At 59.0% G+C, this 11,980-nt stretch carries 13 protein-coding genes and 1 pseudogene; 4 read left to right on the forward strand and 10 right to left on the reverse strand.

Annotation, left to right across the window (positions count from 1 at the left end):
* Positions 1 to 346 (forward strand): annotated as a pseudogene (locus VK725_RS16255) (hypothetical protein); the annotation flags it as partial.
* A gap of 344 nt (positions 347 to 690) precedes the next feature.
* The gene (locus tag VK725_RS16260) at positions 691 to 1,038 is read left to right on the forward strand and encodes a hypothetical protein (protein ID WP_325319103.1); all 348 of its coding nucleotides are present in this window, start codon (positions 691 to 693) and stop codon (positions 1,036 to 1,038) included.
* 288 nt (positions 1,039 to 1,326) lie between these two features.
* On the opposite strand, the gene VK725_RS16265 is transcribed toward VK725_RS16260, so the two are convergent.
* A complete protein-coding gene (locus VK725_RS16265; protein ID WP_325319104.1) occupies positions 1,327 to 1,893 on the reverse strand; it encodes a hypothetical protein in 567 nt (188 codons plus the stop codon).
* 432 nt (positions 1,894 to 2,325) lie between these two features.
* Here VK725_RS16265 and VK725_RS16270 point away from each other — a divergent pair, with 432 nt between their 5' ends.
* Positions 2,326 to 3,186, forward strand: coding sequence for a lysophospholipase (locus VK725_RS16270; RefSeq protein WP_325319105.1), 861 nt, complete (start codon positions 2,326 to 2,328; stop codon positions 3,184 to 3,186).
* 11 nt (positions 3,187 to 3,197) lie between these two features.
* Here the strand turns inward: VK725_RS16270 and VK725_RS16275 are convergent, their stop codons facing one another.
* A complete protein-coding gene (locus VK725_RS16275) occupies positions 3,198 to 3,659 on the reverse strand; it encodes a GNAT family N-acetyltransferase (RefSeq protein WP_325319106.1) in 462 nt (153 codons plus the stop codon).
* Positions 3,660 to 4,043: 384 nt separating this feature from the next.
* On the opposite strand from VK725_RS16275, the gene VK725_RS16280 reads away from it, so the two are divergent.
* The gene (locus tag VK725_RS16280; protein ID WP_325319107.1) at positions 4,044 to 4,652 is read left to right on the forward strand and encodes a hypothetical protein; all 609 of its coding nucleotides are present in this window, start codon (positions 4,044 to 4,046) and stop codon (positions 4,650 to 4,652) included.
* A 127-nt stretch (positions 4,653 to 4,779) separates the two neighbouring features.
* Here the strand turns inward: VK725_RS16280 and VK725_RS16285 are convergent, their stop codons facing one another.
* The 8 genes from VK725_RS16285 to VK725_RS16320 all read right to left on the reverse strand — a co-directional run.
* Positions 4,780 to 4,953: a DUF1328 domain-containing protein gene (locus tag VK725_RS16285; RefSeq protein ID WP_325319108.1), complete on the reverse strand. Its 174-nt coding sequence runs from the start codon at positions 4,951 to 4,953 to the stop codon at positions 4,780 to 4,782.
* A 99-nt stretch (positions 4,954 to 5,052) separates the two neighbouring features.
* Entirely contained in the window at positions 5,053 to 5,283 is a 231-nt protein-coding gene (locus VK725_RS16290; protein WP_325319109.1) for a CsbD family protein, read from the reverse strand.
* Positions 5,284 to 5,608: 325 nt separating this feature from the next.
* Positions 5,609 to 5,836 (reverse strand): CsbD family protein, encoded by a 228-nt coding sequence (locus tag VK725_RS16295; protein ID WP_325319110.1) that lies wholly within the window; start codon positions 5,834 to 5,836, stop codon positions 5,609 to 5,611.
* Positions 5,837 to 6,064: 228 nt separating this feature from the next.
* Complete coding sequence (locus tag VK725_RS16300) at positions 6,065 to 6,859, reverse strand: AcvB/VirJ family lysyl-phosphatidylglycerol hydrolase (RefSeq protein WP_325319111.1); 795 nt, start codon at positions 6,857 to 6,859, stop codon at positions 6,065 to 6,067.
* Positions 6,856 to 9,417 (reverse strand): bifunctional lysylphosphatidylglycerol flippase/synthetase MprF, encoded by a 2,562-nt coding sequence (mprF, locus tag VK725_RS16305; protein WP_325319112.1) that lies wholly within the window; start codon positions 9,415 to 9,417, stop codon positions 6,856 to 6,858. The genes VK725_RS16300 and mprF overlap by 4 nt, the downstream gene beginning before the upstream one ends.
* A 230-nt stretch (positions 9,418 to 9,647) precedes the next feature.
* Positions 9,648 to 10,262, reverse strand: a complete 615-nt coding sequence (locus VK725_RS16310) for a hypothetical protein (protein ID WP_325319113.1) — start codon at positions 10,260 to 10,262, stop codon at positions 9,648 to 9,650.
* Positions 10,263 to 10,394: 132 nt separating this feature from the next.
* Positions 10,395 to 11,219: an NADPH-dependent 7-cyano-7-deazaguanine reductase QueF gene (gene queF, locus VK725_RS16315; RefSeq protein ID WP_325319114.1), complete on the reverse strand. Its 825-nt coding sequence runs from the start codon at positions 11,217 to 11,219 to the stop codon at positions 10,395 to 10,397.
* Positions 11,220 to 11,267: 48 nt separating this feature from the next.
* Positions 11,268 to 11,980: aldo/keto reductase (locus VK725_RS16320; protein WP_325319115.1), on the reverse strand; the 713-nt coding region annotated here is incomplete at its 5' end.

Here is an 11,980-nt window from a genome sequence, read left to right on the forward strand (position 1 = left end):
CAATCCTTACGCTTACGCAGCACCTTCTTCCACCATCGAACCGACGCGCTCCGGTGCGCCGATGCCTCACGCGCCGCCACCATCGGTCGCCGCTCCTGCCGCAACGCCGCCGCCGACCGGCTCTGCATCCGCAGCGCCCGATACCGCATTGGGTGCGGTCGCCGCGAACCTCAACGCGCGCCCATCGATGGCACAGTCGGTCGCCAGGCAATTAGGTTGTGGTGCGATCCACGACAATGGCGATTCGACCTTCGTCGCATCGTGCGGGTCTTACAGTGTGGTGATCAGTTGTGACGGGGATCAATGTCGCCCCATGCACACGATCAACGCAAAGAGCGACGACTGAGTTCGCCAAGAGGCGGTCACGAAGCGTGAAAGACTCATCTTCAACACAAAGCGGTTAAGTGGCGAGAATCATGATTCCAACGGTTATGCGTGCTGAAATAAACAAACGAATTGAGCGAGCCCAAGCCGAGCATGGTGTTGGAGTGTTACTCGACGCCGTGGCGCGACGATTAAATGAGCGCCCAAGGCAAACGCTTAACTTTGAAACACCAGCCGAACGTTTTCAGCAATGTGTTGCATCGACCGGCTGAAATCGCAATAGAAAGCGGATTTTGCTCGTAAGCCGGGACAGGCGCGCGGAACTAATCGCGCTAAGTGTTCATCTACGTCAGAAGGGGAGGGGATGTGAAGACACCGGACGAATTTGCGCAACTGATGAGTGACAAGAATCCCAATTTGGCCAAAAGGCCGGAGGGTGGCTTCACCGTCTCCGCCCCAAAGGAAACGCCGAAGCTCACAGGTTTCGAATATTTCTGGTGCGCGCTCCCGATGGGCATTACGGTAATGGGCGGTGCGGTGGGCGGACTAATTGCCGGCATGGCAGTGATCGCAAACCTTACAATCTTTCGTTCCAGTCGCACGCCGTCGAAGAAATACATCCTGAGTACCGTGGTGTTGATCGGTACCTTCATCGCCTGGTGGGCGGCCGCGCTAACGCTTCTGACGATCTTTCCTGGCCTACGTAGGCATTAAACAGTGTGGCCCGGAAATTGAGGGAGGGTCATGCCATCGCTGAAACGGGTCAACTAGAGCCGTTTCTTCAACACCTTCGCCCGCACGAGCTGCGCCAAACGACTTGCTTGGGGATATCCAAAGGCTTGGCATAAAACGGGATAGAGAAGTGGACCGTCGACACCCGAAGATAACCATGACGTTCTACGATAAGACCGACAGGGAGACGCTGGTCGAGCAGATCGGCTAATCCAGCGTTTCGTCAAGGGTTGTTCCGTCGCTCAACGCAGATGTCACCGCATCAGGTCTTCAGTTGTTTGATGCCGTGGTCGCTGATGTCATGCTGTCCAGCGCCATCTGAGCGGCGTCTTGTTCCGTCTGCTTGGCCGTGACGAGCACGGTAATGTCGGGAAGATTCTTGTCATCGCGGCGTACGCTGAACTGATATGTCTTCTCGGCAAAATCCGGATGACGCACAAGGGACGCGGCATATTTCGATAGGCAGCCCGATAGACCCACATCCTCCGCATCGCAGAGCGCGACATGTTGCGTGCGCGCGACTTTATCCCTCTGACATGCCGATGAGGGCTTGCCAGCGGCACCGCAGCCCGCTTGCACCAGGGTTGCGGGGAGGCCGCATTGGCCGACATCGGGACGGGAGGTAATGCAAACAGCGGCGACATCTTCCCGGCCGATTGGGCCGTTGGGGATCGCCGTGCCGACCGGCCGCACCGTGGCCTGGATGACCGACCCGGCCACCTTCGCGATGCGCGTCACAGTTTGAGGCGTCACGCTTTCGACGGATCCATCGTGCGCCACGCACGTCGACATCATGACGATAAACGACAGGGATGCTGCGATAGGTATGAATTTCATAGGCGTGACTACTCGACAGGTTCGGATACGACACGCTTGGTGTGCTGTTGTAGATCGGCTATCGCGCGATGCGCTTTGAAGTACGTCACGGATTGAGGTGAGAGGTTGAAAGAACAGCCAAATTCACGCGTATTTCACGCGAATGGCGGCGGTCGAGATCTGCGTTCTTGTACGCGATGTGCATCCGCTAAGTCATCGGGAGTAGAGCGCTTGTTTGCGATGTTGCGCGAAAAGAAAAGAAACCCGCTTGGCGCAATTCGAAGTCGCGCTTCACGTGCAAATCATTTGGACGTCCAAATGAAAAGCAATGACGCAAGGAGACCGCTTCCCCAAGGAATTGCGACCGGTAGCGCACTGGCTTCCGCGCAAGCCGCCGTGGAGGTAATGTAGGTGGGTCAGGCAGGGCGGGCTATGGAGCAACAGGCGCATTCAATGGCGGTCAATCAACGTGCCACACATTCGGATAATCCCGCCTGGCTGACCATGCCGGATGGTCAGAAGCTTTTTTTGCGCGATTGGCCCAATCCTTCGACCCAAAACGCGGTGCTGATCGTGCATGGCCTGGGCGAGCACAGTGGACGCTACGAACAGTTGGCGCAGTGGTTCCTGGCGCGCGGTTTTGCCGTGCGAAGTTACGATCAACGCGGACACGGCCACACCCCCGGTCAGCGCAGCCCACTGCGGCACGGCGACGATCTGCTGCAAGACCTTGCGACGGTATACAAGGACTATGCGCAGACAATCGGTCGGGCGCCGCTGCTGCTAGGCCACAGCATGGGCGGTCTCGTCGCAGTGCGTACAGTGCTGGACCATCGCATCGAACCACCGGCCCTGGTGCTGTCGTCGCCGGCTTTGCGCAGCTATGAGGCGCCGTGGTTGCGTAGATTGGCGAGTGTATTGACGCGAGTGCTGCCGGATCTTCCTTTGCGTAATGGGCTCCAGCTGGATGGGCTGTCGCATGACCCTAAAGTGATCGACGCCTATCGAAACGACCCGCTTTGCAGCAACAAGGTTACGCCACGTCTGGCCAATTTCATTTTCCGTGCCGGTGCATCCAGCATCACGGACGCATGGCAATTGCGTGTGCCGACCCTGTTGCTTGTCGCAGGCAGTGACCGACTCGTGGATCCGTCGGGCAGCCGCGATTTTTCATCGGGTGCGTGGGCAACGAAGCAGCTCACCAGTCGCTTCTTCGACACGCTCTTCCACGAGTTGTTCAATGAGACCGAAACAGGTCGGCATCAAGTGCTGGCGCAACTTGCCGAATGGATGCGGCGCCAGTCACTGTCCTGACGTCGCCGTCGCTACAGACGAGCTTTCCGATACACGATGAAACCCGATTTGTCGGCGACCTTGTCGTAAAGCGCCATGGCTGTCGCGTTCGTTTCGTGCGTATGCCAGTAGATGCGTGAGCAGCCTTCTGCCGCAGCGCGGCGATAAACCTCCTCGATCAACGCACGTCCGACGCCCGAGCCACGCGCCGCTTCATCCGTAAACAAGTCCTGCATATAACAGGCGGGTTCACGCTGAATCGTGCTGCGATGAAAAAGATAGTGCGCAAGGCCTATCAGAGCGCCTTCGTATTCCGCGACAAGTGCGTGCATGGGCTCGTTGGTGTCGAAAAATCGCGACCAGGTCGCTTCCGTGATCTCTTCTGGCAACGCCGTGGATCCTTTTCTGCCATAGAAAGCGTTATAACCATCCCACAACGGCTTCCATGCTTGAAAATCTTCTTTTTCCACGGAACGAACCTTGATCGATTGCATAAGATGCCCTTTGAATTTTCGCTTTCGTGCATGGGAAGCAGAACATGTACCTCTATCCTTTCGACTGGCATTCATGCCTAAGCGTGGTGCATGGGCGACCAGGGGCCGGCGACGAGAAGCGTTGTCATGAACATGCGGAGCAGGTTATCGCGTCTCATCGCGGAGCTGGAGCGGGATCGCTCTCTGTACGCGCCTGAAAAATGGCGAAAACGGTTGGAGGCACTCGATCGAATTGAATCGTGCCTTATTCATGAGGATGCCCAAGCCGATAAGGCGGTGCTCGATCGGGCATCGAAAATAGGAGCGGCCCTTGAGGCGGCCAACCGCGAGTTCTGTGAATCCATGCGGCGCGACATCCGAGCAGGTTGCGGTGCGCAACGACTCATGCAGTGCGCGCATGAGCTGGATCATGATGACAAGAGCATCGATCCGGCACGCGGCGAAAATTATGACGACCTGGACGTACTGGTGAGCGGCGTTCTGCAGCTGGATGAACCGGGCGACGCCGTTGCCGAACTTGCGCCGGAAATGGTGTTCTATCAGCCGACGCCGGCGAGGCAGATTTTTGAATTCATCCAGGGCTTACGATTGGATGAGGGGGATGTTCTCGTTGACCTCGGCGCAGGGCTCGGTCATGTACCTCTGCTTGCGGCGATATGCTCACCGGCCCAGTGCATCGGTATCGAATGTGAGTCCGCATATGTTGCCAGCGCGAGAAAGAGTGCGAACGATTTGAAGCTCGGCAACGCAACTTTTTTTGAGCAAGACGTGCGTCGTACCAATCTCTCGCAGGGTACGGTGTTCTATTTGTATACGCCTTTCACGGGAACGCTTCTGCACGAGGTCATGGACATGCTCAGACATGAAGCCTCTCAACGCGAGATACGCATCGGTACGCTGGGTCCGTGCACAGCCACTGTCGCCAAAGAGGGCTGGCTGCAAACGAGCGATACGTTGACGCCGCATAAGATCGTGATGTTTCGTAGCATTTAGCGGCCCGTTTCAGATGCGTCCATCGCCGCTCTGTAATCGCGAGCCACATGCCCGCACGTGTGCTTTATATGGAAGCAAAAAAAGCGGCACCCGAAGGTGCCGCGATCTTATGCGCCGATATCGATGGCTATAAGCGCGGCCCGCGTCGTATGCCTCCGAATATCAACGACAGCACGAACAGAATGACAAACACGATGAACAGAATCTTGGCGATGCTCGCCGCACCGGCGGCGATACCGCCAAAGCCGAACACCGCGGCAATGATGGCGATAACGAAAAATACGGCAGCCCAGTAAAGCATGGCGATCTCCTACGGTAAGGGATAAGCGTGGAATGATCTGAATAGCGTTCCGGCTTTATCAATGAAGAGGGCGGCTCGGTCGGCGCGTGAGTGCAATCATCAATGGCGACGCGGCGCCTTCTGGCGACTCATGCTCAAGTCCTCTTCGAACTCGCGCACCTGCCGCTCCGCTTCGTCGCGTGCCATGCCATAGCGTTCCTGCAGCCGGCCTGCGAGCATTTCGGCGTTGCCTTCGACAATCTTCAGATCGTCGTCGGTCAATTTGCCCCACTGCTTCTTCATCTTGCCGCTGACCTGCTTCCACTGGCCAGCAATCGTGTCGTGATTCATACGGTTACCTCGTGCGGGATTCGACGTGCCGACGGCTCGTGTCGACGGTATCGATTCGATCAATCGCGCCGTGAACGGGATGTCCCGACAATGTGCGTACGAGTCGGAGCGGTTCAGTCACATGAACCGAACTGTTACGACCCCTTCGCGATGCATACACGCGGGTTTGCGGCGCTTAAGTCTGTGTCGGTTGCCGCGCAGATCGATAAGAAGTGGGAGGATTCACCGCCGGGGCGCGGTTGCCGCGCGTTATCCCGTAACCCCCGCACCAGTCAGTACGCTTTGGATCAGCTCATGTACTGGTGCGGGGCCCGCATATTCTCGATTAGTGGTGAGTCGTGCTGCCGCCGCGTTTGTTCAATTCACGCTCAAACGCGCGGACCTGTTTTTCAGCTTCTTCGTGGGCGATACCGTAGCGTTCTTCGACCTTGCCGGTGAGATATTCCATGCTTCCTTCGGCAACCTTCAGATCGTTGTCGGTCAGCTTTCCCCAGTGTTGTTTGATGTTGCCTGAGAGCTGCTTCCATTGGCCCTTGATGATGTCTTGATTCATGACAGTACCTCTTTGGATTCGGACGCATGAGTCGACACACATGGTGCGCACCAAGCACATGCACCTGGTGCGGTGACTGAGTTCATCACCTTCGACGTAAATCCGGTGTTGGAGGTATGTGCAGATAATCTGCATGTCATTCATCTTGACCAAGATGAATGTTTTGATGCGCGGTCCGCTGAAACCGCGATGGAGCGATGCAACCGTTAGTGCATCGCTTAATGCGTCTTAAGGCGATGTTGTTTGTGATGCTGCCGGCAGCGTGCTCGGCAGATCGCCGATCATGCGCGTGGCAAGACCATCGTAGTTATAGTCAAAATGATGATCACCCGGCATTTCGTAAACCTTCACCCATTTGGGCAAGGTAGGGTCGCTGCAGGCGCTGTCGTCGCTGTCATCATGGCCGTAGTAGCAGATCACCGGCGGCTCGTCCTGCAAGGCGGCAATGCGCGGCAGAGCGGGGAAGTGAGGCACCGGATTAAGCCACTCCATGAAGGCCTTGGTATGCGTCTTGAGCCAGTTCTCGGTCATGTAGCCTTCCAGCTCAACCTCGAAATTCGTGTCGCGGCTGGGCGAAAGCAGCACGACCTGCGAAATGCGCGCGCGATTCTGCGGGCTCAGCTTTTCAACAATGGTGGGCACCACGTCGGCACCGAAAGAGAAGCCGATCACCCAGATTTTCTGCTTGTGCCACTGCGTGCTGTATTTGTTGATCAGCGCGTCGAGGTCCTGTGCGGATTCTTCGGGCGAACGATTGCGCCAGTAGTAGGAAAGGCAGCTGATGCCAAGCACGGGTATGCCGCGCGCAGCAAGACGACTACCCACTTCTTTATCGAGATCGCGCCAGCCGCCATCGCCGGAATAGAAGACCGCGAGCACATCGTCGTGGCCGGCAGGTGCCTGCGCTGTCGCTGGAAGTTTTGTAGTGGCCTCTTCCAGGCTTGGCCGCGGGAGGGGTTTGAAAACAATGAGCGCGGCGACGATGGCGGCAATCACCACGACCGCGACAATGCGGAATTTCATCGACGCACCACTCCGGTTAGGCCGCCTGAAATCAGGCTGGCAACATTGGTGAGCACCACCGGCAAGGCGATCCCGCCCGGAACCGCCATATAGCGCGGTTCCCATTCGGGATCGAATTTGTCTTTGTAGCGGTGCAGACCCTGGAAATTATAGAAGCGTTCGCCACGGCCAAAGATCAGCGCGCCGAAACGGTTCCACAGCGGTGCCTGGCGGCGACTCTGCAAACCCGAAAGTGGCGCCATGCCCAGGTTGAACCAGCGATAGCCTTGCGCCTTCGCCCAGAGCATCAGTTCGATGAAGAGGTAGTCCATGAGGCCGGTGGGGCCGTCCGGCAACTGGCGCATCAGATCGACGGATGCTTCTTCCATGCTGTCTTCGCACAGGAACAGGTTGGCGAAGGCAACCGGTTTGTCGTCCTGCCATACCACCGCCACCGGCGTGCGCGACAGGTAACGTTCGTCGAACGCGCCAAGCGAGAAGCCTTTCTCGCGCGTGCGCTTGTCGCGCAGCCACGCGTCCGATACGGATTTGAGTTTCGGCAACAGTGCTGGAACGTCCTGCGCCGCGATGACCTCAAGACGCAAGCCTTCGCGATTCAACTTGTTGACGGTACCGCGCAGCGTTTTTTTTGACTTGCCATCGAGATTGAAGTGCTCCAGCAGCACGCGCGCTTCTTCGCCGATTTTCAAAAGGCTCATGCCGACTTCGAGATACAGATCCAGATCCGCTGGCGTCACTTGATAGAACACCGGCCAGCCACCGCCACGTTCGCAGCGTTCGCGGAAAGTCCAGACAAGCTCCTGGCGTGCGCGTTCGTCATGACCGACCGGATCGCCCATCGCCACCCAGCTGCGCCCTTCGATGCCGTACATAAGGAACGCTTTGCCATCGGGATCGAACAGCAGACTCTTGTCGCCCATCAACGCCAAGTGCGCTTGTGCGGAGGAGTAATGCTTGATGAGCGGTGTCGCGCGTGCCAATTCCGATTCATCGGGAAGCGTCGGGCGCGGGCGTGCGGAACGAATCAACGTCGTCAGCGCAAACAGCAGCGCCACGCCGGTTGCACCTACCAGCGCGCGCAACGCACGCGGTGCGTTGCCGTGATAGAAACTGAATTGCCACCACAGGTCGCGGCTGTATTCGACGTGCTGATAGCTGAAGAAGACTAACCACACTGTGCAGCCGAGCACCGTCGCGCAGGCGAGAAACCAGCCGAACGAAAACGTCATGTCGAACAGCGATGCGCGTCGGTAGAACAGGCGGTGCGCGGGCGCCAGTGCAACGGCAAGCAGAATCAGCAGGCCCGCTTCTTCGTAATCGATGCCTTTCAGCAACTGCGCCACGGCACCGGCGATCAGCAAAGTTAGCGTGAGCCAATATGCTGCGTCGAGCCGCCGTTGCAATCCGCGCGCGAGAATCAACAACGACATGCCAATGACACTGCTGATGAAGTGCGAAGCTTCCATCACCGAAAGCGGCAAAATATCGCTTAGCAGTTCCAGTCGGCCGGGCAACACGGCCGTCGCGCCGGAGAACAGCAACACCGCGCCGGACACCAAGGTAAGTCCGGAGAAGAATGGCGGCAGCAACCCGTTGAACCACGGCGTGAGCAATGCAGCCTGACGCAACCCGCGCGCTTCGCGTACCACCACCACCACGGCGGCAGCGCAAAGCGGCAGCAGATAATAGACACCGCGATAAGCGGCCAACGCACCGAGAATGGGCGCGGACAGCGCCTGGTTGCCAGTCGCGCCAAAGCCCGCGAGCATCACGGCTTCGAACACACCAAGGCCGCCCGGTACGTGACTGATCAAACCGGCAATCTGCGCCAGCGCGAAGATGGCCAGGAAAGAGCCGAAATGCAGCACGAGCTCGTCAGGCATCAATGCATAGAGCACCGCCGCCGCCAGACCCCAATCGATGGCACCGACCGCAACCTGGCGAATACCAATCGAGATGGGCGGAAGTCGCACATCCCATCGCCACAGTTTCACCGGCCGCCGGAATATCGCGCCACCGGCGAGCCACAGCGCGGGAATGGCACAGAGCACGATGCCAAGCAGCAGGTGCGCAGAGCCCAGCGGCAGGCCTCGCGGAATCGGCACGAACAACAGCGTCACACCGGTAATGGCAAACAGGCCCAACCAGAAACTGATCGTGCAGAACAGCACGACCTTGGCGACCTCCATCGTCGACAAGCCGGCCTGGATATAAAAGCGATAGCGAATGGAACCGGACACCAGCATCGCCATGCCCAGTGTGTTGCTGAAGGCGTAACTGATGAAAGAGATCAGTGCGACCCGCGGGCGCGGCAATTTGCGGCCAATCGCATTCAAGGCAAACAAGTCGTATAGCGGCATCACCGCATACCCAAGCGCGGTGAGCACAATCGCCTGACCGATGCGTCCGCGACGCAGGCGATGCATGTACTCGCCAACCTGGTGGTAACTCACCTCGCCGGCCAGTCGGTAAAGCGCCCACAGCGCCAGACACAGCATCAACACCGATAACGCAGGACCGCCGAATCGACGCAACCAGACCGGGCCCGGCCGGCTCAAGGCATCTTCCTGGCTAAGGACTTCGGCCCCGCCTTGTTGCTCCACGTTGAAACGGCCTCTCGATTTCCCCGAGACGGCGATGGTGCCATACCGGGCATTGCAGAGAAAAACTCACGACGCGCTATCGAGCTTCGATGGCGCATTCGTCATAAGGCATATGTGCCGCGACGAATCCCACAACAAAAGGGCGCCCACGCGGGGCGCCCCGGGTGACTGCTTGTCGAAAAGGCTTAGCTCTTCTTCACTTCAAACGGCTTGCTCGCGACCTGCTTGCCGTCGAGCGAGATGTCCACCTTGTACTTGCCTTCCGGCCACAGATTCGGATTGACGACGCGGAACGTCGTGGTGGCCGGACCATCGGCGGTGATCGACTGGCTGGTGCTGGTGACCAGTTGGCCGTTGCCTTCCAGATAGCTCCACTTCGCATTGAGCGTTGCACCGGTGGTGGTGCCGCTGGTGTCGACGCTCACATAGATGGTCTTCTGGCTCGGCGAGAACGTCAGCACTTCCTTGCGCACCTTATGATCCGGGGTCACCGTATCGCCCAACGTCACCGTGGCCACCTGGAAGCCGTTGTCGGCAGCAGCCGGCGCAGCGGCAGGCGCCGTCGGCGCGGCAGCAGCGGTGCTGGCGGCCGCCGGAGCAGCAGCGGTATGTGCAGCAGCCGGAGCGGCGGCCGTGCTGGCCGGGGCCGGTGTTGCAGGCGCAGTGCTCGGTGCGGCCGGTGCCGTGCTGGGAGAAGCCGGTTGATTCGCCGACTGATCGTTCTTGCCGCAGGCGCTGAGCACCAGCAGGCCGGCAAACGTAACGCTGTAGAGAGCGGCGGAACGGGCGGTGAGTTTCATGTGCGAGATTCCGAAAGGTGGGACATGAGACGGGTAAACCGTCGGTCTGCAAAGTCAGTCCAGTTGTTAAGGCTAGCGCCGCTGATCTGAAGTGCCGATGACCGGGGGCGCAGAGTGTAACCGGTTGCGGGGCTATTGCCTCGCCCCGCGAACATTGCCCGGCAGGTCCTTGTCGGTGCTGCGGAAAGGGTTGATATCCAGCCCTCCCCGGCGGGTATAGCGAGCGTAAACGCTCAGTCGCTGCGGCGTGCAGCGCTTCATCACATCCATGAAGATGCGCTCCACGCATTGTTCATGGAATTCGTTGTGCGTGCGGAATGACACCAAATAACGCAACAGCCCCTCACGATCGATCGGCGCACCCCGGTAGCGGATCTGCACACTGCCCCAGTCGGGTTGCCCGGTCACGGGGCAGTTGGAACGCAGCAGATCGGAAATCAGCGTTTCCTCGACCACCTCGGCATCGCGATCGGCGCGCAGGTAATCGGCTTTGGGCGGACCGTAATCGTCGATTTTCACCGGCAGCGCGTCGATCGACGCCCCATCGAGATCGGCGAACGTATGCGCCGTTGCGCGCGGCGCATGAATCTGCACCGTCACCGGCGCGCCCGCCGCACGGGAAAGATCCTGCTGCAAGAGCGCACTCAGCGCGGCCGCGTTGGCCAGCGGTTCCTGCGCGAATCCGTTGAGGTAAAGCTTGAACGACTTGGACTCGATGATGTTCGGCGAACTCGCCGGTACCTGGAATTCCGCCACAGCTGCAACGGGTTTGCCGTGCATGTCCAGCCACGACAGTTCGTAGGCGTTCCAGATATCCACGCCGTGGAAGGGCAGCGGCTGGCTGACGCCGATCTCATCGCGCTTGGACTGACGCGGAATCGGAAACAGCAGGCTGGGATCGTAACGGTCGGCGTAGACGGTGTGCTTGCCGAGCGGAGAGTGGTCGGGGGTGCTCATCCCGCCATTTTAATGAGGAAAGCGCCTTCCCTGGCGCTTCCGTGGTCATTACTTGTTGATATGCGTCATGCCTGCGGCTGCGTAACGGGCGCCAGCCACGGCCTCCGGCGGGAAAATCCGGTCGATGGATGCTAGGTCTTCCTTGCTCAGATGCACGTCGAGCGCGCCGATGTTTTCGTCCAGGCGTGAACGGCGGCGGGTACCCGGAATCGGCACGATGTCCTGGCCCTGAGCGAGCAGCCACGCCAGAGCAAGCTGCGCAGGCGTGCAGCCTTTCTGCTCGGCCATCGTTTCCACCTGATTCACCAGCTGCAGATTGCGCGCGAAGTTTTCGCCCTGGAAGCGCGGGTTGTTGCGGCGGAAATCGTCGGCGTCGAAATCGTCGGGCTTGGTGATCGCACCGGTGAGAAAGCCACGTCCCAACGGCGAGTACGCCACGAAGGCGATATCGAGTTTGCGGCACATGTCGAGCGTGTCGTTTTCTTCCGGGTCGCGCGTCCACAACGACAGTTCGCTTTGCAGCGCCGTGATCGTGTGTACCTTGCTGGCGCGCTCGATGGTCTGCGCGGAGGCTTCCGACAGGCCTAGATAACGCACCTTGCCTGCCTTCACCAGGTCCGCCATCGCACCGACGGTATCTTCAATCGGCGTCTCCAGATCCACGCGGTGCTGGTAGTAAAGATCGATGTGATCGACGCCCAGGCGTTTGAGGCTCGCATCGCATGCGCTGCGTACATACTCCGGGCGTCCGCTAATCGCGC

The organism is Dyella sp. (genome assembly GCF_035486915.1).
In the GTDB taxonomy this organism is placed as follows: domain Bacteria; phylum Pseudomonadota; class Gammaproteobacteria; order Xanthomonadales; family Rhodanobacteraceae; genus Dyella_B.

Bases quoted from the DNA above. Each gene is read 5' to 3' on its own strand.
- VK725_RS16275 (WP_325319106.1), bottom strand. From the start codon at position 3,659: ATGCAATCGATCAAGGTTCGTTCCGTGGAAAAAGAAGATTTTCAAGCA.
- VK725_RS16265 (WP_325319104.1), bottom strand. From the start codon at position 1,893: ATGAAATTCATACCTATCGCAGCATCCCTGTCGTTTATCGTCATGATG.
- VK725_RS16290 (WP_325319109.1), bottom strand. From the start codon at position 5,283: ATGAATCACGACACGATTGCTGGCCAGTGGAAGCAGGTCAGCGGCAAG.
- queF (WP_325319114.1), bottom strand. From the start codon at position 11,219: ATGAGCACCCCCGACCACTCTCCGCTCGGCAAGCACACCGTCTACGCC.
- VK725_RS16270 (WP_325319105.1), top strand. From the start codon at position 2,326: ATGGCGGTCAATCAACGTGCCACACATTCGGATAATCCCGCCTGGCTG.
- VK725_RS16280 (WP_325319107.1), top strand. From the start codon at position 4,044: ATGCAGTGCGCGCATGAGCTGGATCATGATGACAAGAGCATCGATCCG.
- VK725_RS16295 (WP_325319110.1), bottom strand. From the start codon at position 5,836: ATGAATCAAGACATCATCAAGGGCCAATGGAAGCAGCTCTCAGGCAAC.
- VK725_RS16310 (WP_325319113.1), bottom strand. From the start codon at position 10,262: ATGAAACTCACCGCCCGTTCCGCCGCTCTCTACAGCGTTACGTTTGCC.
- VK725_RS16300 (WP_325319111.1), bottom strand. From the start codon at position 6,859: ATGAAATTCCGCATTGTCGCGGTCGTGGTGATTGCCGCCATCGTCGCC.
- VK725_RS16285 (WP_325319108.1), bottom strand. From the start codon at position 4,953: ATGCTTTACTGGGCTGCCGTATTTTTCGTTATCGCCATCATTGCCGCG.